General features: G+C 71.9%; 19 protein-coding genes and 1 tRNA gene. 12 read left to right on the top strand and 8 right to left on the bottom strand.

The genetic code is table 11. The features are described from left to right. Nucleotides 1-9 precede the first annotated feature (9 nt). The 5 genes from EZ216_RS04275 to flgL all read left to right on the top strand — a co-directional run bounded on the left by EZ216_RS04275 (nt 10) and on the right by flgL (nt 5,876). Nucleotides 10-693, top strand: a complete 684-nt coding sequence (locus EZ216_RS04275; protein ID WP_135248315.1) for a flagellar basal body L-ring protein FlgH — start codon at nt 10-12, stop codon at nt 691-693. A gap of 131 nt (nt 694-824) precedes the next feature. After that, on the top strand, nt 825-1,919 hold the full coding sequence (locus tag EZ216_RS04280; protein ID WP_135248316.1) for a flagellar basal body P-ring protein FlgI: 1,095 nt from the start codon (nt 825-827) through the stop codon (nt 1,917-1,919). Further along, entirely contained in the window at nt 1,919-2,773 is an 855-nt protein-coding gene (flgJ, locus tag EZ216_RS04285) for a flagellar assembly peptidoglycan hydrolase FlgJ (protein ID WP_135248317.1), read from the top strand. The genes EZ216_RS04280 and flgJ overlap by 1 nt, the downstream gene beginning before the upstream one ends. 8 nt (nt 2,774-2,781) lie before the next feature. Next, the gene (flgK, locus tag EZ216_RS04290; RefSeq protein WP_135248318.1) at nt 2,782-4,680 is read left to right on the top strand and encodes a flagellar hook-associated protein FlgK; all 1,899 of its coding nucleotides are present in this window, start codon (nt 2,782-2,784) and stop codon (nt 4,678-4,680) included. A gap of 5 nt (nt 4,681-4,685) precedes the next feature. Further along, nucleotides 4,686-5,876: a flagellar hook-associated protein FlgL gene (flgL, locus tag EZ216_RS04295; RefSeq protein ID WP_135248319.1), complete on the top strand. Its 1,191-nt coding sequence runs from the start codon at nt 4,686-4,688 to the stop codon at nt 5,874-5,876. A 12-nt stretch (nt 5,877-5,888) separates the two neighbouring features. Here flgL and EZ216_RS04300 read toward each other — a convergent pair whose 3' ends face one another. Further along, on the bottom strand, nt 5,889-6,710 hold the full coding sequence (locus EZ216_RS04300) for an HDOD domain-containing protein (protein ID WP_135248320.1): 822 nt from the start codon (nt 6,708-6,710) through the stop codon (nt 5,889-5,891). A gap of 101 nt (nt 6,711-6,811) precedes the next feature. Between EZ216_RS04300 and EZ216_RS04305 the strand changes: the two genes are divergently transcribed. Further along, entirely contained in the window at nt 6,812-7,504 is a 693-nt protein-coding gene (locus EZ216_RS04305; protein WP_135248321.1) for a response regulator transcription factor, read from the top strand. Beyond that, on the top strand, nt 7,501-10,662 hold the full coding sequence (locus EZ216_RS04310) for an ATP-binding protein (protein ID WP_167772827.1): 3,162 nt from the start codon (nt 7,501-7,503) through the stop codon (nt 10,660-10,662). The genes EZ216_RS04305 and EZ216_RS04310 overlap by 4 nt, the downstream gene beginning before the upstream one ends. A gap of 21 nt (nt 10,663-10,683) precedes the next feature. Here EZ216_RS04310 and EZ216_RS04315 read toward each other — a convergent pair whose 3' ends face one another. Then, on the bottom strand, nt 10,684-12,699 hold the full coding sequence (locus EZ216_RS04315; protein ID WP_135248323.1) for a hypothetical protein: 2,016 nt from the start codon (nt 12,697-12,699) through the stop codon (nt 10,684-10,686). 324 nt (nt 12,700-13,023) lie between these two features. Between EZ216_RS04315 and EZ216_RS04320 the strand changes: the two genes are divergently transcribed. Further along, a complete protein-coding gene (locus EZ216_RS04320) occupies nt 13,024-13,356 on the top strand; it encodes a hypothetical protein (RefSeq protein ID WP_135248324.1) in 333 nt (110 codons plus the stop codon). A gap of 187 nt (nt 13,357-13,543) precedes the next feature. Next, nucleotides 13,544-15,505, top strand: coding sequence for a PAS domain-containing hybrid sensor histidine kinase/response regulator (locus EZ216_RS04325; RefSeq protein ID WP_135248325.1), 1,962 nt, complete (start codon nt 13,544-13,546; stop codon nt 15,503-15,505). Here the strand turns inward: EZ216_RS04325 and EZ216_RS04330 are convergent. From EZ216_RS04330 to EZ216_RS04350, 5 genes are all read right to left on the bottom strand, one after another. After that, on the bottom strand, nt 15,502-16,623 hold the full coding sequence (locus tag EZ216_RS04330; RefSeq protein WP_135248326.1) for a patatin-like phospholipase family protein: 1,122 nt from the start codon (nt 16,621-16,623) through the stop codon (nt 15,502-15,504). The genes EZ216_RS04325 and EZ216_RS04330 overlap by 4 nt on opposite strands. Before the next feature lie 47 nt (nt 16,624-16,670). Continuing rightward, nucleotides 16,671-17,603 carry a hypothetical protein gene (locus EZ216_RS04335; protein WP_135248327.1) on the bottom strand — a complete coding sequence of 311 codons (933 nt, stop codon included), beginning with the start codon at nt 17,601-17,603 and terminating at the stop codon, nt 16,671-16,673. Between the two features lie 14 nt (nt 17,604-17,617). Next, nucleotides 17,618-18,388, bottom strand: a complete 771-nt coding sequence (locus EZ216_RS04340) for a transglutaminase family protein (protein ID WP_167772828.1) — start codon at nt 18,386-18,388, stop codon at nt 17,618-17,620. A gap of 150 nt (nt 18,389-18,538) precedes the next feature. Further along, nucleotides 18,539-20,182 carry an FAD-dependent oxidoreductase gene (locus tag EZ216_RS04345; protein WP_135248329.1) on the bottom strand — a complete coding sequence of 548 codons (1,644 nt, stop codon included), beginning with the start codon at nt 20,180-20,182 and terminating at the stop codon, nt 18,539-18,541. Nucleotides 20,183-20,645: 463 nt separating this feature from the next. Beyond that, a tRNA-Pro gene (locus EZ216_RS04350) sits at nt 20,646-20,722 on the bottom strand. 44 nt (nt 20,723-20,766) lie between these two features. On the opposite strand from EZ216_RS04350, the gene EZ216_RS04355 reads away from it, so the two are divergent. The 3 genes from EZ216_RS04355 to EZ216_RS04365 are packed head-to-tail and all read left to right on the top strand — an operon-like array spanning nt 20,767 to nt 23,037. Continuing rightward, the gene (locus EZ216_RS04355; RefSeq protein WP_135248330.1) at nt 20,767-21,153 is read left to right on the top strand and encodes a DUF488 domain-containing protein; all 387 of its coding nucleotides are present in this window, start codon (nt 20,767-20,769) and stop codon (nt 21,151-21,153) included. 1 nt (nt 21,154) lies between these two features. After that, nucleotides 21,155-21,589, top strand: a complete 435-nt coding sequence (locus tag EZ216_RS04360) for a C4-dicarboxylate ABC transporter substrate-binding protein (protein WP_135248331.1) — start codon at nt 21,155-21,157, stop codon at nt 21,587-21,589. After that, on the top strand, nt 21,586-23,037 hold the full coding sequence (locus EZ216_RS04365) for a TRAP transporter large permease subunit (protein WP_135248332.1): 1,452 nt from the start codon (nt 21,586-21,588) through the stop codon (nt 23,035-23,037). The genes EZ216_RS04360 and EZ216_RS04365 overlap by 4 nt, the downstream gene beginning before the upstream one ends. Before the next feature lie 53 nt (nt 23,038-23,090). Here EZ216_RS04365 and EZ216_RS04370 read toward each other — a convergent pair whose 3' ends face one another. After that, complete coding sequence (locus EZ216_RS04370; protein WP_135248333.1) at nt 23,091-23,699, bottom strand: hypothetical protein; 609 nt, start codon at nt 23,697-23,699, stop codon at nt 23,091-23,093. Nucleotides 23,700-23,709 lie beyond the last annotated feature (10 nt).

The following is a 23,709-nucleotide window of genomic DNA, read 5'->3' on the forward strand; positions in this document are numbered from 1 at the left end:
AGGCCCGCCATGACGAATCTTTTCGCCCGTTCTTCCGGTTTCTTGAGCGCCGCGCTGATGGCCGGTTGCGCCGTCGTGTCCACCCCGCCGGTGGAGATGCACGCCGTGCCGCCCGTTCCCGTCACGCAAGCCGCCATGCCCGCGCCGACGCCCGGCGCCATCTTCCAGGCCGCTTCGCACCGGCCGCTGTTCGAGGACCGCCGCGCGCGCCTGGTGGGCGACACGCTCACCATCCAGATCGAAGAGACGCTCAACGCCAGCCAGCAGTCCACCAGCAAGTACGACCGCAGCGGCAAGACCGAGTCCAGCGTCAGCGCCCTGCCCTTCGGCATCCTGCAAGGCTCGCGCATGGGCAAGCTGGGCGTGGGCGGCGAGTCGGCAACTTCCGGCAGCGGTGACGGCAAGACCAACAGCACCAACACCTTCAGCGGCGTGATCACCGTCACAGTGGCGCAGGTCATGCCCAACGGCAACCTGCTGGTGGCCGGCGAGAAGCAGATCGGCGTGAACCAGAACGTGGACGTGCTGCGCTTCTCCGGCGTGGTGAACCCGGTGAACATCCGCGCCGGCAACGTCGTGAGTTCCACGCAGGTCGCCGAAGCGCGCCTGGAGCAGCGTGGCCGCGGCGACGTCGGCCGCGTGCAGGGCATGGGCTGGCTGTCGCGGTTCTTCCTGTCGGTGGCGCCGGTATGAGTTTCACGCGCACCTCCTTCCTCGATGGCGTCCTTCCCGCGAAGGCGGGAAGCCATGGCGTCCGCTTTCACGGCCTCCGAGGGAAGCCATGGATCCCCGCCTTCGCGGGGATGACGAAGTGGGGCGCGGGAATGGCGAGGCTTTTGCTGGCGTTCGCGTTGTGCTCGTCGGCCTTCGCCGCCGGCAACACCGAGCGCATCCGCGATCTCGCCACCGTCTCCGGCGTGCGCGTCAACCAGCTGATCGGCTACGGCGTGGTCGTCGGCCTGGACGGCAGCGGCGACGCCACCAACCAGGTGCAGTTCACCGGCCAGAGCGTGCAGTCGCTGCTGTCGCAGTTCGGCGTGACGCTGCCGCCCGGCGTGACGCCGCAGATGAAGAACGTGGCCGCGGTGATGGTCACCACGGCCCTGCCCGCCTTCGCGCAGCCCGGCCAGCAGATCGACATCACGGTGTCCTCGCTGGGCAACGCGCGCAGCCTGCGCGGCGGCACGCTGCTGCTGACGCCGCTGCGCGGCGCCGACGGCCAGATCTACGCGATGGCGCAGGGCAACCTGGTCATCGGCGGCGCGGGCGCCTCGTCCGCCGGCAGCAAGGTCGCCATCAACCACCTGCTGGCCGGCCGCGTGCCGGGTGGCGCCACGGTGGAACGCGCGGTCCCCAACCCCGCGCTGGAAGCCGACGTCATCCACCTGGAGCTGAACCAGACCGACTTCAGCACGGCGAGAGCGATGGCCGACGCCATCAACCGCTCGCTGGGCGGCGACGCGGCGCAGCCGCTGGACGCGCGCGTGGTGCAGGTGCGCCTGCCCGGCGGCGCCGGCCGCGTGAAGGCCATCGCCGGCCTGGAGAACCTGGAAGTGGCGCTGGCCGCGCCGCCCGCCAAGGTGATCGTCAACGCGCGCACCGGCTCCGTCGTCATCAACCAGTCGGTGCGCCTGGGCGCCTGCGCGGTCGCGCACGGCAACCTGTCGGTCACCGTGTCCACCACGCCCATGGTCAGCCAGCCCGCGCCGCTGTCGCAGGGGCAGACCACGGTCGCCGAAAAATCCGACATCAGGATCCAGCAAGGCGCGGGCACCCTCTTCAACGTGCCCGCCAGCGCCGACCTGGCCGAGATCGTCAAGTCGCTGAACGCGCTGGGCGCCTCGGCGCAGGACCTGATCGGCATCCTGCAGGCGATCAAGGCCGCCGGCGCGCTGAAGGCGGAGCTGGAGATCATCTGATGCGCACCGACCCGAACACGGCCGGCCTGAACCTGGACGCCCGCTCGCTGGACGGCCTGCGGCGCCAGGCCGCGGCCGACCCGAAGGCCGCCACCCGCCAGGCCGCCGTGCAGTTCGAGTCGCTGTTCATGCAGATGGTCGTCAAGAGCATGCGCGACGCCACGCCATCCACCGACAAGGGGGCGGGCGGCGACCAGTTCACGTCCATGCTCGATTCGCATTTCGCCAAGCAGTTCGCGGGACGTCCCGGCGGGCTGGCCGACATGCTGGAGAAGCAGCTGTCCAGGCAGATGGGCAACCTGCCGCCGGTGTCGGCCGAGAACCAGGCCGCTGCCGCAGCCACTCCCGCTACCGGAGCGACGGGCAACGCCGACACCGGCAGCCGCGCGGCCGGTTTCATCCGCGACATGCTGCCGCATGCGAAGGAAGCCGAGCGCCGCACCGGCGTGCCCGCCTCCTTCATCCTCGGCCAGGCCGCGCTGGAATCGGGCTGGGGCAAGGGCGCGATCCGCAACGCCGACGGCAGCAACTCGTTCAACCTCTTCGGCATCAAGGCCCAGGGCGGCTGGCAGGGCGCGCAAACCGAAGTCGCCACCACCGAGTACGAGGACGGCCAGCCGGTCAAGCAGAAGGCGGCTTTCCGCAGCTACTCGTCGTACGCCGACGCCTTCACCGACTACGCCCGCATGCTGGCCGGCAGCCCGCGCTACGCGCAAGTGGCCCGCTCCAGCACGGTGGAACAGTTCGCCGGCGGCATGCAGCGCGCCGGCTACGCCACCGACCCGCAGTACGGGGCCAAGCTGGCCCGCACCATCCACCACACCATCGCGCTGCAGCGCGCGCTGGTCGCCTGAGCGACGACATGGCCGACGCCCTTCTCAACATCGGAAGCCGTGCGCTGCTGGCCGCGCAAGGCACGCTCACCACCGTCTCGCACAACATCGCCAACGCCAACACGGCGGGCTATTCGCGGCAGGAAGCGGTGCTGTCCACGGCGGGCGGCCTGTACACCGGCTCGGGCTTCTTCGGCCGCGGCGTCGACCTGACCACGGTGCAGCGGCAGTACGACCAGTTCCTCACCACGGCCGCGCGCTCGGCCGCTTCCACCAGCGCCGCCGACGCCACGCGCGCCACCGGGCTGCAATCGCTGGACACGCTGTTCGGCAACAGCGAGATGGGCATCGGCGCCTCGCTGGACGCCTTCTTCTCCGCGGCCGGCGACCTGGCCAACCGCCCGGCCGACCTTTCGGCGCGGCAGGTGTTCCTCTCGCGCGCCTCGCAGCTGGCCGGCCGCATCGACAGCATCGGCTCGCAGATCGCGTCGCTGGCGAAAGAGACCGACGGCCGCCTGCCTTCCGATGCGGCGGCGGTGAACACCAAGCTGGGCGAGATCGACCGGCTGAACGCGCAGATCGAAAAAGCGACCGGCAGCGGCCAATCCCCCAACGACCTGCTGGACCAGCGCGACGGCGCGGTGCAGGCGCTGTCGCAATTGATCGGCGTGCGTGCGGTCGCCGCCGACAACGGCGGCCTCAACCTTTTCACCAACTCCGGTGCCCCGCTGCTGGTGGGCCGCCAGGTGTCGCGCCTGGACGCGATCGCGGATCCCGCGGACGCCACCCAGCACGCGCTGCAACTGACCGTCGGATCCACCACGCAGATGCTGGACGCCACCGCGCTGGGCGGCGGCAGCCTGGCCGGTGCGCTGCGGCTGCGCGACGAAGACCTGCCCGCCGCGCTGAACCAGGTGGGCCGCATCGCCACCGTGGTGGCCGACGCCTTCAATCGCCAGCAAGCCCTGGGCGTGGACGCCAACGGCCAGCCCGGCGCGGCGATCTTCACCCTGCCCTCGCCCACGTCGCAGCCCGCCTCCGGCAACACCGGCACGGCTTCGCTGGCCGTCACTGTCACGTCGTCCGCCGCGCTGCAGCCCAGCGACTACGAAGTGCGCTTCGACGGCACCAACTACAGCGTCGTGCGCATGGCGGACGGCAACACCACCGTCTCCGCGTCGCTGCCCGCCACCGTGGACGGGCTGACCTTCGCCGCCAGCAGCGGCACCGCGGCCGCCGGCGACCAGTGGCGCGTGCGCCCGTTCGCCGGCGCGGCCACGCAGCTGGCCGTGCGCCCCCTGACGCCGCGCGAAGTCGCCACCGCTTTCGCATCGACCATCCAGCCGGCCGCCACCAACACCGGCGGCGCCAGCGCGTCGGGCTTCTCCATCGTGCGCGCCAGCAGCGACAACACGCTGCCGGTGACCATCACCTTCAACAACCCGCCGACCTCGTTCAACGTCACCGGCCTGGCGGGCGGCAGCCTCACCAACGTGCCGTACACGCCGGGGCAGAAAGTGCCGGCGTCCGGCGACTGGAACGGCTGGACGGTGAAGCTGGACGGCACGCCCAAGGCCGGTGATGCGTTCACCGTCGGCGTCACTGCATCGCCCACCGCCGACAACCGCAACGCGCTCGCCCTGACGCAGCTGGCTTCGCAAGGGCTGGTGGGCGGCGGCACGCTGAACGAAGCCTATGCCTCGCTGCTGGCCGACGTGGGCAACCGCGCGCAGTCGGGCCAGGCCGCCGCGGACGTTTCCGCGCAGCTGGCCAGCGACGCCGCCGCCCGCCAGCAGGCCGTGTCCGGCGTCAACCTCGACGAGGAAGCCGCCAACCTGCTTCGCTTCCAGCAGGCCTACCAGGCCAGCGCCCGCATCCTGCAGGCCAGCCAGAGCCTGTTCGAGAGCCTCCTCAACGCCACCCGCTGATCACCATGCGCGTCGCCACCCTCCAGTCTTCCAACCAGGCGCTAGAGGCGCTCACCGCCCGCGGGGCGCAGCAGGCCCGCCTGCAGTCGCGCATCACCAGCGGCCTGCGCGTGGAGCGGCCGAGCGACGACCCGGCCGCCGCCGCGCAAGCCGAACTCGCGCGCTCGCGTCTTTCGCGCCTGGCGCAGGACGCGCGGGCCACGGACCTGACCACCAGCGTGCTCAGCACCGCCGACGGCGCGCTGTCGCGCGGCACCGACCTGCTGCAATCGGCGCGCGAAGCCATCGTCGCCGCGGGCAACGCGGGCTACAACGCGCAGGACCGCAAGGCGCTTGCCCTGACGCTGCGCAACGCGCGCGACCAGCTGCTGGAGCTGGCCAACACCAGCGACGGCGCGGGCGGCCGCGTGTTCGGCGGCCAGGGCACCAGCACCGATCCCTTCTCCGGCACGCAGGTGCCGGCGTACACGCCCGCCGCCGGCGACCAGCGCATCGGCGAAAGCGCCCGCTACCCGTCCACCGTCGACGGCCGCGAAGTCTTCCTCAACCTGCCGCAGGGCAACGGCGTGTTCACCACCGCTTCGGCCGCCGCCAACACCGGCAGCGGCTGGATCGGCGCGGGCAGCGTGTCCGACGCGTCCGCCCTCACCGGCCACGCCTACGCCGTCACCATCGGCGGCACCGCGGCAGCCCCCACCTACACCGTCACCGACACGACGGCGGGCACCACGCTGGCGAGCAACGTGGCGTTCACCTCGGGCAGCGCGATCGACATCGCCGGCCAGCGCGTGACCATCTCCGGCACGCCCGCCACCGGCGACAGCTTCGACATCGCGCCCGCGGGCACGCAGAGCGTGTTCGCCTCGCTGGATTCCGCCATCGCGCTGCTGGAAGGCAGCCCCACCACCGCCGCCTACAACGAAGGCCTGGAGCGCGCCCACGCCGGCCTGGACCGCGCGCTGGACGGCATGAGCCTGGCGCGCACCCGCGTGGGCGAAGCCATGAACGCCGTGCAGGGCGCCGCCGACGGCAACGCACAGGACAAGCTGGCCGTCACCACCCGCCGCAGCAGCCTGCAGGACCTGGACCTGGCCAGCGCCATCAGCGACCTGCAGAACGCCCAGGTCGGCAGCCAGGCGGCCCTGAAAGCGTATGCGACCCTGTCGAAGCAGACGCTGTTCGACCTGCTGTCGTGAGATGCCCCGTATTCAAAGCGCTTGCCGCACCAGCGACGCCGCCGCATCCGCGGGCAGGTTCAGCAGGTGGCCGGCTTCGGTGAAATCGTCGGGCAGGGCCGGGTTGTGCCAGCCGCCGTGTTCCAGGTGCCGCGCCACCTGCACCGCCAGCCGCAGCGTGCGCGTGCGGCTGCTGTCGCCGTGCAGCGCGTCCACGGCCTGCCGCACGGGCAGCGCGACGCCCCAGCGTTCGAGCAGCTGCTGGCCGATGGCGGACAGCTCGATGCCCAGCACCGCACGCTGCGCCTGCACGGACCGCAGCGCGGGATCCATCTTCTGCGCCATCGCGATCGCCAGCGCCGCGCCCGACGCTTCGCACCACAGCAACAGCCCGGCGAAGTCGTGCAGCAGCGCGGCCTGGTGCAGCAGTTCGGCGTCGTCGTCCTGGCGGTGCACCGCGAAAGCCGCCGCGATGCGCGCGGCCGCATGCGCGCGCTCGATGGCGGCCAGCGCGCCCTGCAGCGCCGCGGGCTCGTGCGCCAGGCGGTCCTGCAGCACCGGCAGGTTTTCGCAGGCCCGGAAGAACGGGTCCACGCCCACCAGCACCAGCGCGGCCGTCACGGTCTGCACCGGCGTCGCCAGGCGCGAGCCGAAGCGGCTGGCCACGAGGTGCAGCGTGCGCATCACCATGAACGGGTCGCGCAGCACCACGTCGGCCAGCCGGTTGGCGTCGGCATGGTCGGGCCGCGCCGCCCAGTGCGCCAGGCCCTCGCGGGTGGCGTGCAGCACGGGCAGCGCCGCGGGCGCCATCGCCAGCAGGCGCTGGGCTTCGGGCGAAGTCGCGGCGGTGTCCATGACCAGCGGTTTCGGCAGCGGCGGCGCCGGCTTGAGGGCTTAGGCATTCGGCTGATGCCCCCCTTCCTTCATTCCCCCCTTCGCGGGCCGAAAGGACTCCCATGAACATCCTGATCGTGGACGACGACGAGATCGCCCGCATGTCGCTGGCCAACATCCTCCATGGCCTGGGCCAGGTCGCCCTGGCCGAGGACGGCGAGGAGGCCTGGGAGAAGCTGCAGGGAGGGCTGCGTCCCGAGGTGTGCTGCTGCGACATCAACATGCCCCGGCTGGACGGGCTGGGCCTGATGCAGCGCGTGCGCGCGCATCCGGTGCTGCACGACCTGCCTTTCGTGCTGATCTCCGCCGCGTCAGACCGCCAGACCGTGCAGAACGCCATCGCCGGCGGCGTGGCGGGCTACATCCTCAAGCCCTACCTGGCCGTGCAGACGCGCACGCTGGTGGAACGCGTGCTGCGCGAGCGCCGCGCGTCCGAGTCCGAGAACGTGCTGGTCACGCGCCGGCGCCTGGCCATCGGGGCCGACCAGCTGGGCGGCCTTCTGGGCAAGCTGCGCGACGACGCGGCCGAATGCGCCGCGGCCCTGGCCGCCGGCGGCGACACCGATGCGCGCCTGCAGCGCCTGTACAGCGGCACGCTGGTGCTGGGCCTGTGGCGCGGCACCGCGCTGCTGAAGGACCTGCTGTCCAGGGGCCCCGCGGGCGCGGCGCGCGCGAAGCTGACGCTGGACGAGCTGCTGCGGCTGGTGGAACGCCAGCTGCGCGAACTGGGGGCCGCCCCGGCCCACGCGGCATGATCAAGGAGCCGCACCTGGACCTGCAGGAGCAGTGCCGCCTGGCGCGGCTGGCCGCCTTGCAGGTGATGGACACGGGCGCGGAAGCGGTGCTGGACGGCATCACGAAGCTGGCCGCGTCGCTCACCGGCCAGCCGATCGCGCTGATCTCGCTGCTGGACGCCGAGCGGCAGTGGTTCAAGTCGGCGGTCGGGCTGCGGCAAGGCACCGGCAGCCCGCGCAACCTCTCCTACTGCCAGCACGTGATCCGGCAGGACGGCTTCTTCGAGATCGAGGACGCCCGCACCGACCCGCGGGTCGCCGGCGATCCGGCGGAGCACGAAGGAAGGCCGATCCTGCACTACGCCGCCCACCCGCTGGTGATGCCGGGCGGCGAGCGCATCGGCACGCTCTGTGTGGCCGGCCCCGAACCGGGGCGGCTCACCGGTGACCAATCGCACTGGCTGGGCCAGCTGGCGCGCAACGCCGTCGACGTGCTGCTGCTGCGCGAGCAGGAACTCGCCCTGCGCCACGAGCGCAGCCTCTCCGGCATCGAACTGCTGGCCGAGCTGGCGCCCGTCGGCCTGAGCTGGGGCGACGTGACCGGCGCGGTGACCGAAGCCAATTCGTTGTGGCCGAAGGTGCTGGGCGGCGAATCCTTCGAGGCGATGCGCGGCATGCGCTGGGTGCACCGCATCCACCCGGACGATCGCAAGGCGTTCAGCGCCGAATGGGAGGTCGCGCTGCGCGAGCGGCGCCCGATGAACGGCCTGATCCGGCCGATCCCGCACGAAGGCGAGCGGCAGCGCTGGGTCAAGTTCCGCACCCACGCGGTCACCCGCGCGGACGGCACGCCCGGCTTCGTCGCCGCGCTGCTGGACGTGACCGAGATGCACGAGCTGCAGGACCGCGCCGAGAAGGAGAACGCCTTGCTGCAGGCCGTGATCGAGCACATGCCGTCGGGGCTGACGGTGTTCGACGACGGCATGCGCCACGTGATCAGCAACCGGCGTGTGCGCCGCATGCTGAACCTGCCGGACCACGTGTTCGAGGCGCCGGACGCGACGTTCCAGTCGATCGGCCTGCTCCTGGCCCGGCGCGGCGACTACGGGCCGGGCGATCCGCAGGCGCTCGTGGAGGAACGCACCCGCAACGCGAGGCTCGCGCCCCACCGCAGCGAACGCCTGCTGCCCGACGGCCGGACGGTGGAGGTGATCGGCGACACCATGCCCGGCGGCGTCCTGGTCACGACCTACAACGACGTGACCGAAGCCCGCCGCGTCACGGCTGAACTGGAGGTCAGCCGCGAGCGCCTGGAGCGCGCCCACGACGCCTCGGAGGTGGGCCTGTGGGAATACGACGTGACCACCGGTGCGGCCTACATCTCGGGGCGCTGGGCCGACATGCTGGGCCTGCCCCCCGAGGAACGCCACACGCCCGGCGGGAACATCCTGGCGCGCATCCCCAAGGAGGAGCTGCCGCGCCTGTACGCGGCGCACAAGGCGATGCTGCGCGGCGAGACGCCCCGCTTCGCCGAGGAGCACCCGATCCGCACCGTGGGCGGCGAACTGATCTGGCTGCTGACCGAAGGCCAGGTGACGGCGCGCTCGCCCGAGGGCCGCGCGCTGCGCGTGGTGGGCGTCAGCCGCAACATCACGCAGCGCCGCAGGGCCGACGAGGCGCTGCGCCGGGCGCTGGAGTCGGCCGGCGAAGCCAGCCGCGCCAAGAGCGATTTCCTCGCCACCATGAGCCACGAGATCCGCACGCCCATCAACGGCGTGATCGGGCTGGCGCAGTTGCTGAGCGACGCCCGGCTGCCGGGCCGCGAGAGCGGCTACGTCGCGATGATCCACAGCTGCGCCAAGTCGCTGCTGGGCCTGGTGGACCACATCCTGGACTTCTCCAAGATCGAGGCCGGCCGGGTGAGCCTGGTGGAAACGCAGGCCGACCTGCGCGCCCTGGTGCGCGAGGTGGCCGACGTGGTGACCGTGCGCGCGGCGGAGAAGGACCTCGCGTTCACGGTGCAGATGGCGCCGTCCGTGCCCGCCGGCGTGCTGCTGGACGCGGTGCGCCTGAAGCAGATCCTGCTGAACCTGCTGGGCAACGCCTGCAAGTTCACCCACGTCGGCGGCGTCTCGCTGCAGGTGGACGCGCCGGCCGGCGCCGAAGGACCGCGCCTGCGCTTCACTGTCAGCGACACCGGCATCGGCATCGCGGAAGCGGACCAGGCCCGCCTGTTCACGCGCTTCACGCAGGCCGACGCTTCCGCGCGGCGCCGCTACCAGGGCACGGGCCTGGGCCTGGCGATCTCGCGCGAGCTGGCGCGGCTGATGGGCGGCGACGTGCAGCTGGCCAGCCGCCCCGGCGTGGGATCCACCTTCACGCTGGAACTGCCGCTGCGCGCGGCGCAGGTTTCGGTGGCCGGCGAGGAAAAGGAAGGCCCGCGGGCACGCGCCAATGCCGCCATCCTGCTTGTGGAAGACAACGAGGTGAACCGCGTGGTGGCCAAGGGCCTGCTGGCCGGCCTGGGCTACACGCGGCTGACCACGGCGGAGAACGGGCTGGAAGCGCTGTACGAATGCGAGCGACGCGCGTTCGACCTGATCCTGATGGACTGCCAGATGCCGGAGATGGACGGCCTGCGCGCGACGATGGAACTGCGCAAGCGGGGCCTGGCCACGCCCATCATCGCGCTGACCGCGCATGCGATGGCGGGCGACCGCGAGCGCTGCCTGATGGCCGGCATGGACGACTACCTCACCAAGCCGATCGAGCCGCGCCTCCTGGGCAACATGATGGCCAAGTGGCTGGACGCCGGCGAGGCGCAGATCTCCGCGCCCGCGCCGCTGGTGACCAGCGACGAACCGTACGAGCAGGGCACGCTGCAGGACCGCTTCCTGGGCAACCGGCCGCTGTGGGAACAGTCGCGCCGGCTGTTCCTGGACCGCGCGCCGGAGAACCTGCGGGCGATCGCGCGCGCGGCCGCCGAGGGCGACGGGCGCCGGGTGTCCGAAGCCGCGCACAAGCTGAGGGGCACGGCTGGCACCGTCGGCGCGCCGCGGGTGGCCACGCTGTGCGCACGCGCGGAGCTGGACGGCGTGCAGCCCGAGCGCGCGCTGCAATGGCTGCACGAGATCGAGGCCGAGGTCGCGGCGTACCGCGAGGCGAGCGCGCACGCGTGAGGCGGCGCAGCCGCCTTCACTTCAGCGCTTGGACTTCACGCGGTCGATGAAGAACATCTTGTCCTCGCGCTCGAGGACGATCAGCTCGTCGCGCTGCCAGCTGCTGCCCTGGCGCGGGCGGTCCAGTTCGTAGATCAGCAGGTAGCGGCTGCCCGCCGCGCCCTTTTCCACCACCGGGCTGCCGTCGCAGTTGGCCTGGATCCACCAGCGCCGGATGCCGTAGATGAAGTCCGGCCGCGGCGCGCCGTATTCCTCGAAGGTGCCGCCGACGCCATTCGGTCCCAGCACGGTCCAGGGGCGCCCGTTCGGTTCGGGCGCCTGGTAACGGCCCGACGGTTCGGCGCTCCGGTCCGGCAGCGAGCGGATGCCGTACAGGTGATCCACGCGGTTCGGGTTGGCGGCCTCGGCGTTCTGGAACGAGATCGCCTCGGCCTTGCAGCTGCCCGAAGCGGGCGCGGCGACGCGCGCGGCTTCGGCCGCCGGCGCGGCGCGCAGCAGCCCCAGCGCGGTGCCCGAGGAAGGGTCGCCCTTGTACGCGTTGAGCGACTTGCCCGAAACGCCCAGCCGGTAGGTCGTGCCGTTCGGGTGCGTGAAGGCGAACTGGCAGTTGCCTTCGTGCCGGTATACCGAGCGGCGATTGGGCTCCTGCAGCACCAGGGTGTCGCCTTCGAAGCTCACCTGCACCTGGTAGTTGTCGCCCGTGCCGTACACGCCTTCGACCGCACCGCAAGCCGCCCCCTGCCCGGCGGCGCGCGCCGGCGCGGGCGCGGACTGGCGCGTCGCCGCGGAGGGCGCCCGCGCCGGCGTGGATGCGGCCGCGGGCGTGCGCGCGGCCTTGTCCTGCTCTTCGATCTTCTTCGCCAGCGCGGCCATCTGCTGCTGCATCGCCGCCAGCTGCGATTTGAGGTCGCTGCCGCCGGCAGGCGCCGCCGCGGCGGGTGCCGGCGCGGGCACCGGCGCGACCGCGGCCGGTCTGGGCGGCGGGTTGTCCGCCGCGAGCGCCACCGCCTTGGACTTGCCTTGCGTCGCCTGCGCCAGAGTGTCGGCATCGACGGGACGGAACCAGCGGCCGTGCATCGACAGCTGGCCGGACGCGCCCAGCCTCCACTTGCCCAGCACGACGCCGGTGCGGGTGGACTGCAGGCGCAGGGCGCCGTCGGGTTCGACGGCGAAGTAGCGGCGGCTGCCGTCCACGGTGTCGTTCACCTCCAGCAAGCCTTCGGTGTCGGTGGGCCGGATGATGACCTGGTAGGGGCTGCCGCAGCCGAAGTTGCCGCAGCCCACCACCCACTGCCGCATGGCCACGCCGGGCTGCTGCCATTCGAAGGCGCGCCAGGCGACATCGCGCCCGTCCACGTCCATGAAGCGCTTGTCCAGCACGCCCAGCAGCAGGCCCCAGCGCCGGGACAGCTCGGCCGCCGACTGCCCCGTAGCCTTCATGGCGGACTCCACAGCCGGGCCCGAAGGCACGGCCGCCGCGGCGGCCGTGCCCTGGCCGCCGGCGGCTTCCTGCGCGGCTCTTTGCGCGCTGCCGGCCTTGCCCTTGCTCATCGCCAGCAGGCGCGACTGGGTGGCAGGTTCGAGCGAATACCTCTCGGTCCTGTACAGGCCCTGCTCCGGCAGCACGGTCTCGAAACCCATGAAGCCGTAGCGGATCGGCAGCGCGCCGTCGGCACGCGGCTGCGCGGTCATCTTCAGGCTGTTCTCGTAGAAGAAGTCCAGCCGCTTCTCCTGCGGATTCCATTGCACGACGTAGTCGGCGTGGTAGCACTCGCCGCTGCGGCACATGCCGTTGCCCCAGCGCATGACCGCGCCCGGCACCAGCCACTCGAGGTCGCGCCACATCACCTCGTACGAGCCGACGTCCTGCGCGATGAACGCGCCGCCCGCCAGGTCGGCGAATGCGCCCCAGCGCGCGCGCACCTCGGCGGGCGCATCGGTACGCAGCTGCTCCATGGCCGCCTTGGCGGCGGCACTGTTGCCGTAATGCTCGTCGGCCTGCGCCGGCACGGCGGCCAACACTGCCGCCAGGGCCACCGCCGCCAGCTTCCAACCTGCGGGCGGCCGCCGCCCGTTCCATCCATGCCTCATCCCCGCCTCCGCGAAAGCCGCGATTCTCCGGGCGGGCGGCCGGGCAGGCCAGCGGCTCGCCGCCGTGTTGTGGCCAACCGACGAGAAGAAAGTATTCGTCGAAGGGCCTCCAGCGCGGCACAGGGAATGGCCGAGTCGAGTTGCGCCGACGCGCGCGGGCTGCGGATTCCGACGGAAGCTCGGGCGGCTGGGAAACTCTCCCATGGAACCCGGGGACGGCATCCTTGCTCCAGCAGGCCATCCGGCCTCGCCAACGAAAAAGGAGTTCCGATGAACAAACTCACCATCGCCCTCACGATCGCCGCCGCGGCCGCCCTGTCCGCTTGCGGAACCACCGCGTCGGGGTCCGCTTCCGGCACCGCGTCCGGCATGGGCTCGACCGGCGGTTCCGCCAGCGGGTCGATCGGCCCGTCGTCGACCAGCTCGTCGGCGCCCAGCGGCAGCGGCGGCTCTTCGAGCTCCGGCACTCGCTCGGGCATGGGCTCGTCGGGCAGCTCCACGGCGACGACTCCGTCGGGCAGCGGCAGCGCGGGCACGAGCAGCAGCTCGGGCACCAGCGGCTCGACCGGCTCGTCGGCTTCGGGCGGCGCGACCGCGCGCTGATAGCAGCGCTTCGCACGGCAAGCCCGCATCGATGGGCTTGCCTGAAGGGGGCCGCGGGAAACCGCGGCCCCTTCGCGCTTACGTTCCTTGCAAACGCGAACCGGCCGCACATGGCGGTAACGGTTTTACGCCCTAGGAGCCAGCCGCGCGCGCTTGGGTGTCTGTGCGCCACCCCTATCCTGATCGCATGGGCGGCAACGATGCATCGGCGATGGAACCGGAGGCCGCGCGCCTGCGCGCGTTGTGCGACGCCCTGCTGGCCGACCGGCCGTCGGCGCGGTGGTCGGCATCGGAAGCGGGCACCTTCATCGAGCCCCAGCTGGCGTGGGAGCGGTACACCGGCCAGCCGCCCAGCGAGCACCTGGGCATGGGCTGGATCGACGCCATCCACCCCGACGATCATGCGAGCGCCCGCGCCGCCTGGACGCAGGCCCGGCTCGACCGGCGTCCGTTCCAGGCCACCTATCGACTGCGCAGCGCGCGCCTGGGCGGGCGGCACGCCCAGGTGGTTTCGCGCGCGGCGCCGGTCGCCGGCCCCGATGGCCTGCCTGCCGAATGGGCGGGCGTGACCGTGGAACTGGCGCAGGGCGAGCTGTCGGTGACGGAACTGCAGCAGGTCAAGGAAGCACTGGCCCAGCGGGTGCACGCCCAGACGCAGGAACTGCGCCGCATCTTCGACCTGTCTCTGGACATCCTGATGAGCATGGGCGCCGACGGCCGCCTCATCATGGTCAGCCCGTCGTTCGAGCGCGTGATGGGCGTGCCGGCCGACAAGGCCGCCGGACAGCATTTCTCCGTGTTCGTGCCGCCGCAGGAGATCGAACGCATCGAAAGCGAGATCGGCCTGATCCTCGGCGGGCGCGATGCGGTGGACTTCGAAACGCGCGTGCACCACGGCGATGGCACAGAGCGCATCGTCTCGTGGCGCGCGGCCGCCGTCCGCGGCGACGCCAGGTTCTACGCCGTGGGGCGCGACGTCACCGAACAGAAGCAGGCCGAGCAAAGCCGCATCCGGGCCGAACGGCTGGAGGCGATCGGGCGGCTGACCGGCGGCATCGCGCACGACTTCAACAACATCCTCGCCGCGATCACCGGCTACCTGGAAGTCGGCCTGCGCGCCTCACCGCAGCCCGAGGTGCGCAAGGTGCTGGACGCGGGCCTGGACGCCAGCCGGCGCGGCGCCAAGATCGTCGGGCAACTGCTCAGCTTCGCGCGGCGCAAGGACGTGGCGCTGCAGGCCTTCGACCTCAACGAGCTGGTCGAAGGCCTGCAGCCGCTGGTGCAGCAGGCCGCGCGCGGCGGGCTGTCGATCGAACTCGAGCTGGAGCCCGGCCTGCCGGAAGTGCTGGCCGACCCGACGCAGGTCGAGATGGTGGTGCTCAACCTGTGCCTCAACTCGCGCGATGCGATGCCGTCCGGCGGCACGCTGAAGCTGCGCACCTGGCACCACGAAGTCGCCGCCGGTCCCCTGGGACGCGGCGACCTGAAACCAGGGGCGTATGCCGGCCTGAGCGTGATCGACGACGGCATGGGCATGGACGCCGAAACGCTGACCCGGTGCTTCGAGCCGTTCTTCACCACCAAGGGCCCGGGACGCGGCACCGGACTGGGCCTGGCGCAGGCGCTGGGCGTGGTGCAGCACTGCGGCGGCACGATGCGGGTGGACAGCACGCCCGAGCACGGCACGCGTGTCGACGTCTTCCTGCCGCGCGCGCCGGTGGCCGAACCGCCGGCGGAACCGGGACCGATGCGCGTGCTGGTGGTGGACGACCACCCGGATGTGCTGGATGCGATGGTCGCGCTGCTGGAGATTCTGGGCTTCGCGGTGCTGTCCGCGCCCGAGGGGCGCACGGCGCTGGCGCTGCTGGAGCAGCACGCGGACATCGGCGTGGTGCTGACCGACTTCAACATGCCCGGCATGAACGGCGCCGAACTGCTGGAAGCCGCGTGGCGCAGCCGGCCGGGGATCCCGGGCATCGTGATGACCGGCGAGGTGGACCTGCGGTCCATCCGCGCCCGCCTGCCCGGCACCGAAGTGCTGCAGAAGCCGCTGAACCCCGCGCGGCTGGAAGCCCAGCTGCTGGCGGCCGGTAACCGGACCCAGCCCGGCAGGCCGGCCACGGCCGAGCCGCAGCCGCAGCCGCACTAGCGTTTGCGTCCGTCGATGCGCGGCCGTGACTTCAGGAGCATGCGCCGCGGCCGCAGCCGCCGAACGGCCGGCGCCGGCGGTGCGGCGAGCTGCAGCCAGGTGCCGTCGCCATACTCCTTCCGCAGGTCCACCGTGCTGCGGCGGCCGACGTCGCCGTGATTCGCATCGCACCAGGCCTGCGCCGCCTCGCGGCCGGCCTTGAACAAGCGCCGCACCAGCACCGGGTCCGCGGTGGTCCGCGAGGATTGCGGCAGTTCCTCCAGCACGCGCCCGCCGTCCACGCGGTGCACGCGCATCGCCCCGCGTCCCGCGGCGGCGCCCCTCTCCGCCAGCTGGTTCCACGCGTGCAGCTGGCGCATCTGCGTCAGCAGGCTGGCGTTGAAGGCCAGCTCCGCCATGCGGTCGACGATGTCGCCGCCTTCGCGCGGCACCTCTTCGCGCCGCAGCGGGTTGATCTGCACCAGCAGCACGTCCCGGCTCTCGGACAGCGTGAGCAGCGGCGTGATCGCCGGGTTGGCCGAGTAGCCGCCGTCCCAGTACGGCTGGCCGCCGATCACCGTGGCGCGCCACAGCTGCGGCAGGCAGGCGGACGCCATCACCGCGTCGGCCGTCAGCGCCGCACCGGTGAAGATCTGCGCGCGCCCCGTCTCCACCTCCGTCGCGCTGACGTACAGCCGGTGCGTGTGCTGCGCGCGGATGGCGGCGAAGTCGATGCGGCGCTCCAGCAGGTCGCGCAGCGGGTTCAGGTCCAGCGGGTTGAACTGGTACGGCGAGATCGGCTGCGAAGGCACGAAGCCGAAAGCGCCCAGCGGCGACAGGCCCCACAGGCTGGCGAAGAGCTTGCGGTGCACCGAGCCGGCTGCGCCCAGCGTGGCGACTTCGTCCCAGAACGCGGCCAGCGCTTCGCGGGCGCCTTCGCGCGGGTCGCGGTTGGCGCGCCTGGCGACGGCCCAGCCGGAAGCCAGTGCGGCCACGTTCATCGCGCCGGCGCTGGTGCCGCTGAGGCCTTCGAAAGACAGGCGGCGGTCTTCGAGTAGCGCGTCGAGCACGCCCCAGGTGAACGCGCCGTGGGAACCGCCGCCTTGCAGGGCTAGATTGATGCGGGTGAATTCAGGCATTGGCCGCAGTGTGCAGCGCACTCGTGACACAGAACCGCAGAGCAGCGTCATTCCCGCGAAGGCGGGAATCCATGGCGTCCAGGCTCATGAAAGCCGCGGATCCCCGCCTCCGCAGGGATGACGGACTGCGCCTCGTGCTCCACCGCCTTCAGCCACACCAGCAGATCCTGGCTGCACGACTGCACGCGCTGCACTTCGCTGATGGCTTCCGACAAGCCCGACTGCAGCTCCGACCGCGCCTGCTGCGCTTGCCGAAGCTCGTCGGCGGGCGAGCCCATCTCGCCCGTCACCAGCGCGCGCAGCCGCTCCAGCAGGCCGCCCTTGAGCCGCGCGGCGAGTTTGCGCATCGTGCCCAATAGTTCCGTGTGCGCCTCCGCCAGCTCGTACGCCGAGGCTTGCAGCGGCCGTGCCGCGTCGCACAGGCGCTGCAGGCGGTCGAGCAAACCGAACACGCCGCCGTTGCGCGCGGCCATGTCATGGAGCGCCTTGCGCGCCGCCTCGGTCGCGGCCTGGTGCGCCCTCGCCTGCAACGTGGCCTGCAGCGCGCCCGCGGTGCGCGATTCTTCCGCCACGCGCCGCAGCAGCGAGCGCGACTCCATCGCGAATTCGGCGGCCAGCGCCTCGGCTTCGCCGCGCGCGCCCTTGCCCAGTTCCAGCGTGCGGCGCAGGGCACGCCACGTCGCTTCCGTGCAATCTGACACCGCCGCCACCTGACCGCGGAAAGCCGCCTGGTCGCGCTCCAGCGGCCCCGCGCGCAGGCCCGGCGACACCAGCAGGTCGAAGCGCAGGCCGGCCAGGCCGTTCAGGTGCGACAGCAGCACCGATTCCAGCCCGGCGAAGTCCCAGGACACGACCTGCTCGCGCAATGCCAGCGCCGCTTCGCGCACCTTGGGCACCTGCTGCGCCGCGATGCCGCGCACGCGCCCTTCCGCGGAACCCGGCGCCGCCGCGCCGAAGAGGAACACGTTGGATGCGGTCATCGGGCTCTCCTGGCTCACGCGGGCGTTCCACAGGCGGCGGTGTCGGGCAGGTGCTGGCGCAGTTCGCGGATACCGCGCTCCAGGCCCGAGGCGAGCACGTTCCACTGCACCGCGCGCGCCAGCCGGCCGTGGATCTCGCGGTAGCTGGGCGAGGAGACGAACTCCAGCGGGTCGCAGAACACGCCATGGTCGTGCAGCACCAGCCCGTCTTCATGAGGTTCGTCGCCGTTGAGGAAGGCATCGGTCTGCCCGTCCCACAACGCGGCGCCGTGCACGCACATGCCCCAGCCGTGCGTCCAGCCGCTGTCGCGCAGGCGCCGCCGCGCCGCGGCCGCGTACGGCCCGTCGAAGATGTAGGTGTCGGTGGCGATCCAGCGGCTGTCGCGGAACACCTCCAGCACCGGGCGCACCGGCCGGGGCGCCGCGCCGAGCAGCCCGCGGATCACGGCCCCGTCCAGCGTGAGGAAGCGCAGCCGCGCGGGAAAGCCCGCCAGCCGCAGCAGCGCGACCAGCAGCGTGGCCTTGTCGAAGGAATCGCCGCGGCCCTGCTGCAGCACCTCGCGCGCGGTGTGCAGCCGCATCTTGAACGACATGGCGAAGGGCATGCGCTTGACGCAGGCGTAGAGGGCCAGCACCTGCTCGCGCTCGGTCTTGCACAGCTGCACGATGGACTGCGCGCGCAACCTCAGCTTGGGATCGTCGAGGTCGAGCAACGGCGACGTGGCGGTCCAGCGCTGGGCATCGTCCTGTTCCAGCCGCCGGCGGGCGGCGCGGGCTTGGGGCATCGGGTACTGCTTTCCTGCGGCGAAGGCGCCTGTGGCCTTGCCGTGCAAGAAGCGAGCCCGGTTCGCGCGCACCTCATGAGTGCGGGAGGTGGATGGCGGGTCAAGCCCGCCATGACAACCCACTGTCATCCCGGCGAACGCCGGGATCCATCACCCGGCCGTTGCGCCGCGCAGCCGGTCGACCAGCGCCACCGGGTCGGCTGGTAGCGCATCGCCGCGCCAGGCCACGTGCTGGTCGGGGCGGGAGAGCACCAGCTTCTGCGGGTACAGCGCGGCCGCTTCGGCAGAGCACACGTCCAGCACTTCCAGCGGCAGGCCGCGCTTCGCAGCGGCTTCCTGCAACGGCCGCACGTCGATGGCGGGATCGAAGCGCAGCAGCGTGTACTCCGGCCCCATCGCGTCGTACAGCGAGCGGCCGTCGTCCAGCCACAGGTGCGGCGTGCGGCAGCCGGGCACGGTGGATGGCGTGAAGCGGTCCATCGAATAGGCCGGCGGCGCCTCGCCGTCGTACGCGATCAGCGGCGAGCGGTCGTAGAAATAGCCGAAGTTCAGGCCCGCGCAGCAGTACTGCTTGACGTTCAGGTCGTACAGCGCCTTGCCGGCGGCCGTGCGGGCGGCTTCGCCTTCCGGTCCCGGCTGCTCGATACCCGCCGGCACGCCCTCGCGTTCTTTCTGCAGCGCGATGGCATGGTTCATCGCGAAGTTGGACACCTGCTCGGTGATGCGCTGCCGCTCGGCCTCGTGCGCGGCCAGCGCCGCCTCGGTGAGCCAGCCGTTCAGGTGGCCGGCCAGCAGCCACGACAGGTTCATCGCGTCGGCGATGCCCGCGTTCATGCCGTAACCCGCCATCGGGATCCACAGGTGCGCCGCGTCGCCCGCGATGAACACGCGGCGGTCGCGGAACCTGTCGGCCACCAGCCGCCGGCCGATCCAGTCTTCCTTGGAAATCACCTCGTAGCGGAAGTCCGGGCCCACGCCCAGGATCTCGCGGATGGCCCAGTCGCGGTCGACCGAGTCGAACTCGGTCTCATCGGCGCGCAGGTAGTTGTGCAGCAGGAAAGTCTCGCGGCCGTCGATGGCGTACACGTTGCCGGAGCGGCGCGGGTTGAGCGAGAACGTGGCCCACGAAGGCTTGTTCTTCGCGCGCGAGTACAGGTCCGGCGCGCGGAAGTAAGTGGACTGCACGCGCCCCACCACGTCGGTGCCCGACAGCTTGGCGCCGATGCGCTTGCGCACCATCGAGCGGCCGCCGTCGCAACCCACCAGGTACCGGCACCGCGCCGTGAACGCGTCGCCACCATCCAGGTATTCACCCGTCACCGTGACGCCGTCCTCGTCCTGCTCGAAATCGTCGATGCGCACGCGGTTGACGATGCGCACGTTGGGCATGGCTTCCGCGTTGGCGAACAGCACCGGCTCCAGATAGATCTGGTTGATGCGGTGCGGCGGCTCCGGCGTCGGCCACCAGCCGTCGGGGCCACTCTTGTCGGTGTAGCGGTCGCGCCGGCAGGGGATGGGGATGCGCGACAACTCCTCGCCGGTGAACGTGGTGCGGTAGGCGACGTCGTTCGGGTAGTCGGCGGGCAGGCCGGTGTCGCGCACCGCCTTCGCGATGCCCAGGCGACGGAAGATTTCCATCGTCCGGGCCGCGACGTGGTTGCACTTCACGCTGGGGGGCTCGCCGCGGTGGCGGGTTTCGGCGACCAGGACCTGGATGCCGCGTTGGGCGAGGTCCATGGCCAAGGTCAGGCCTACCGGGCCGGCGCCGACGATCAGGACCTGTTCTGTGTTCATGGCTTGATTCTGGGGCAGTCGTGACCGGGTCAGGGGGCGGGAACGTCACGCACTCGATAAGCGCAGAGGTGCGCGGCCGCTCGGGCGGCTTGGAGATCGCGTGAGATCAAGAGAGGGACCCGGAAGGGAATTCGCGCGGGTTTCAAGGCCGCCCGAGCGGCCCGCACCTCCGCCGCTCAAGAGTGCCTTCCAGCATCGCGCGCCGTAGGGCCAGGGTGGGGAGGGTCTCCTGCCGTAAGTCAAGGAGGAGCTACGCCGTTCAGGCGGCGGGGGACATGGAGGCAGGAGACCCTCCCCACCCTGGCTCGGCAACGACACGTTCGGGCTACTCGGATTCCTACGAACCCGTGGAGCACCTGCCGGCCGCCGGCAGCATCAATGCGAAGCTGCGCTTCTTCGTCGAAGGGGATGCCGACCCCGCAGATCCTGGTGTTGGCCAGGCGCGGGCTGAAGGCGAGGAAAGTGGTCGGAGCGATAGGATTCGAACCTACGACCCTCTGGTCCCAAACCAGATGCGCTACCAGACTGCGCTACGCTCCGAATCCCCGGCATTCTAGCCGCCGGGCCACGACGAGGAGAGGCAGATGGCGGTCCATATCGTGAGGCTGGGCACCCCGCGCGCCAAGGGCGAGGGCCTGCGCATTGGCACCGTGCGGCGGCCGCCGCGGGGCGTGCCCAGGGAAAAGTTCGCGTCGGACGACTGGTACGACGTCTGGTACCCCAACCTGGCGCCCAGCGCGCAAACCATGCAGCTGGGCCTGAAAGCCGAGACCGACAAGGACTGGGCGGCCTTCAGCAAGCGCTACAAGGCCGAGATGGCGCAACCCGATGCGTCGCGCTCGCTGGACCTGCTGGCCGCCCTGTCGAAGCACGCCGACTTCGCCGTCGGCTGCTATTGCGAGAACGAGGCGCGCTGCCACCGGTCCCTGTTGCGCGAGCTGCTGGCGCAGCGCGGCGCGGAAGTGCGCTGACATGCGTTGGCTGTTCGCGGCGGCTGCCGCGCTGATCCTGCCGCTGGTCGTGCTGCTGTTCGCGCAGTGGCCGCTGCGGGACGTGGTGCAGGCCGGTTCGCGCCAGGCCAACGACGCCGCGCAAATCCTCTTCGCCCTGGTCATGGCGGTGGGCGTGGCGGCCGCGGGCCGCGCCGGCACGCACCTGCGGGCCCCGCGCGGCGATGCCAACGCGCCGTGGCGGCGATGGACAGTGCTGGTGCTGGTCGGTCCGTGGGCCGCCTATCTGCTCTGGTCGTCGGCGCCGACGGTGTGGCAGTCGCTGCTGCAGCAGGAACGCTTCGCCGAGACCCTGAATCCCGGCTACTTCCTGGTGCGGTTGGCGCTGTGGCTGCTGGCCGCGCTGGCGCTGGTGCAAGCCTTCCTCGACGCGATGTCGCCGCGGCCCGCCCGATGAACACCGCCGGCCTGTGGATGCTGGTGGCGCTGGGCGTGCTGGTGGCCACCACCGGCCTGCCGGTGTGGGCGCTGCTGATCGGCGTGGCTTCAGCCGCCGCCGCGGTCGGGCTGGCAGCGGGCGTGTTCGACACCAACGTGCTGGCCGCGCTGCCCACGCGCATCGTGAACCTGCTGGAGCACGACCTGCTGCAGGCCATGCCGCTGTATGTCTTCGTCGGCCTGCTGCTGGCGCGGCTGCCCGCGGCCGACGCGCTGTACCGCACCTTCGCGCACGCGCTGCGCCGCACCGGCGCGGGCGAGCCGCTGGCCGCGTTGGCCACGGGCGCGGTGATCGCGCCGATGAACGGGTCGGTGGCCGCCAGCTCGGCCCTGCTCGCGCGGCTGGCCGGCCGCCGGCAAGCCGGTGGCGACGCTTCGGGGCGCGTCGCTCTGGCCGCCGCTTCGGCGACGCTGGGCGTGGTGGTGCCGCCTTCGCTGGTGCTCATCCTGCTGGGCGACGCGATGCTTCGCGCGCACACGGAGGCGAGCAACCTCCCCGGCTACAAGCTCGGCGCGGAGCGCATCGTGAACACGCAGGACGTGTTCAACGCCGCCCTGCTGCCCGGGCTGGCCGTGCTGCTGCTGTGGGCGCTGGCCGCGTGGTGGGGCGCGCGCCGCCTGCCGAAGACGCAAGCGCCCTCTCCTTCGCGCGGCGACGTGGCGCTGACGGTCTTCGTGGTGGCGGGCATCGCGGCGCTGCTGGGCGGCGTGCTGGCTGGCCGGCTGTTCGCGGTGGAAGCCGCCGCGGCCGGCGCATGCCTTCTGGCGGCGGCCACGCTGGCCTTGCGCGCGCTGCCCTGGGCCGCGTGGCGCGAGGTGCTGAACGACACGCTGGCGCTGTCGGGCGCGCTGTTCGCGCTGCTGGCGGGCGCGACCACCTTCAGCCTGGTGCTGCGCCTGTTCGGCACCGATCGCTGGCTGGCCGGCCTGGTGCTGCATTCGCCCTGGCCCGCGCACGTCACCGCCGCGGTGGTGCTGGCCGCGGTGCTCGCGTGCGCCTGGGTGCTGGATGCGTTCGAGATGATCTTCGTGGTCGTGCCGGTCGTCGCGCCACTGCTGGTGGTGGAGCTGGGCGACGCGCGGCAGGTGGCGGTGCTGCTGCTGCTCGCGCTGCAGCTCGGCTTCCTGCTGCCGCCACTGGGGTATGCGGTGCTGATGACGCGAGGCCTCTCTGCGCAGCACGTGGGCACGCGCCCGTTGCTGCGCGCCATCGCGCCGTACGCGGCCGTGCAGTTGCTCGTGACGGTGCTCGTGTTCGCATGGCCCGCATCGGTGCACTTCCTCGGCGATGCGCCGCCCGCGCCCGGCACCACGCCCGCCGAGAGCGAAGACGACCTCGTGCAGCGCATGCGCGAGATGTCGCCGGCCGAAACACCGGACGCGCCCGAGCCCGCTGCTCCACGCTGAAAAGAAAACGCCGGCGCAAGGCCGGCGTTCCCGTCGCGAAGGTCAGGTGCCGCTTACGGCGTGACCTTCTTCGCTTGTCCCGGAGGCATGCAGCCGTTGTCCTTCTTCGCCAGGCCCGGAGGGCAGTCGGCGCGGTTGCCCAGCGTCGAGGTGTCGGGCGTGGCCGTGGTGTCGGGCGTCGTGCCGCTCACCGAACCGGTGGTGCCGCCGCCCAGCGTTCCGCCGCTGGCGCCCATCACGCCGGTGCTGCTTGACGAGCTGCCCAGCGTGCCGCTGCTGCTGGACGTGCTGCCCACGGTGCCGCCCGGCAGCGTGGTGCTGCTGCCCGTGGTGCTGCCGGTCGTGCCCGTGCCCGAGGTGGTGCCGGCCGCCGTGCCCGGCGTGGTGGTGGTCGCGCTGGTCGAGGTGCCCGTGGTGGCCGAAACACCGCCCGGCTGCACGATCGCGCCGCCGCTGGCGCCCAGCACGCCCGTGCTGGTGGCGCCCTGGCCCTGGCGGGTGGCATCGGTGGCCGGCGAAGTGCCGGTGGACGAAGCGCCCGAGGGCGCAACGGTCGAGCCACCGGTGGTGGTGCCCGTGTTGGCGGAGCCGCCGATGGTCGTCTGCGCGAATGCGCCGCCCGCGACCAGCGAGGCCACCAGGATGGTCAGAAGCTTGCTCATGCTTGGATTC

Origin of the sequence: Ramlibacter humi (genome assembly GCF_004681975.1) — a bacterium.
In the GTDB taxonomy this organism is placed as follows: Bacteria; Pseudomonadota; Gammaproteobacteria; order Burkholderiales; family Burkholderiaceae_C; genus Ramlibacter; species Ramlibacter humi.

What these genes read in the sequence shown, in the direction of transcription:
- EZ216_RS04275 (WP_135248315.1), top strand. Translation starts at nt 10, where the DNA reads ATGACGAATCTTTTCGCCCGTTCTTCCGGTTTCTTGAGCGCCGCGCTG.
- EZ216_RS04280 (WP_135248316.1), top strand. Translation starts at nt 825, where the DNA reads ATGGCGAGGCTTTTGCTGGCGTTCGCGTTGTGCTCGTCGGCCTTCGCC.
- flgJ (WP_135248317.1), top strand. Translation starts at nt 1,919, where the DNA reads ATGCGCACCGACCCGAACACGGCCGGCCTGAACCTGGACGCCCGCTCG.
- flgK (WP_135248318.1), top strand. Translation starts at nt 2,782, where the DNA reads ATGGCCGACGCCCTTCTCAACATCGGAAGCCGTGCGCTGCTGGCCGCG.
- flgL (WP_135248319.1), top strand. Translation starts at nt 4,686, where the DNA reads ATGCGCGTCGCCACCCTCCAGTCTTCCAACCAGGCGCTAGAGGCGCTC.
- EZ216_RS04300 (WP_135248320.1), bottom strand. Translation starts at nt 6,710, where the DNA reads ATGGACACCGCCGCGACTTCGCCCGAAGCCCAGCGCCTGCTGGCGATG.
- EZ216_RS04305 (WP_135248321.1), top strand. Translation starts at nt 6,812, where the DNA reads ATGAACATCCTGATCGTGGACGACGACGAGATCGCCCGCATGTCGCTG.
- EZ216_RS04310 (WP_167772827.1), top strand. Translation starts at nt 7,501, where the DNA reads ATGATCAAGGAGCCGCACCTGGACCTGCAGGAGCAGTGCCGCCTGGCG.
- EZ216_RS04320 (WP_135248324.1), top strand. Translation starts at nt 13,024, where the DNA reads ATGAACAAACTCACCATCGCCCTCACGATCGCCGCCGCGGCCGCCCTG.
- EZ216_RS04325 (WP_135248325.1), top strand. Translation starts at nt 13,544, where the DNA reads ATGGGCGGCAACGATGCATCGGCGATGGAACCGGAGGCCGCGCGCCTG.
- EZ216_RS04330 (WP_135248326.1), bottom strand. Translation starts at nt 16,623, where the DNA reads ATGCCTGAATTCACCCGCATCAATCTAGCCCTGCAAGGCGGCGGTTCC.
- EZ216_RS04335 (WP_135248327.1), bottom strand. Translation starts at nt 17,603, where the DNA reads ATGACCGCATCCAACGTGTTCCTCTTCGGCGCGGCGGCGCCGGGTTCC.
- EZ216_RS04340 (WP_167772828.1), bottom strand. Translation starts at nt 18,388, where the DNA reads ATGCCCCAAGCCCGCGCCGCCCGCCGGCGGCTGGAACAGGACGATGCC.
- EZ216_RS04345 (WP_135248329.1), bottom strand. Translation starts at nt 20,182, where the DNA reads ATGAACACAGAACAGGTCCTGATCGTCGGCGCCGGCCCGGTAGGCCTG.
- EZ216_RS04355 (WP_135248330.1), top strand. Translation starts at nt 20,767, where the DNA reads ATGGCGGTCCATATCGTGAGGCTGGGCACCCCGCGCGCCAAGGGCGAG.
- EZ216_RS04360 (WP_135248331.1), top strand. Translation starts at nt 21,155, where the DNA reads ATGCGTTGGCTGTTCGCGGCGGCTGCCGCGCTGATCCTGCCGCTGGTC.
- EZ216_RS04365 (WP_135248332.1), top strand. Translation starts at nt 21,586, where the DNA reads ATGAACACCGCCGGCCTGTGGATGCTGGTGGCGCTGGGCGTGCTGGTG.
- EZ216_RS04370 (WP_135248333.1), bottom strand. Translation starts at nt 23,699, where the DNA reads ATGAGCAAGCTTCTGACCATCCTGGTGGCCTCGCTGGTCGCGGGCGGC.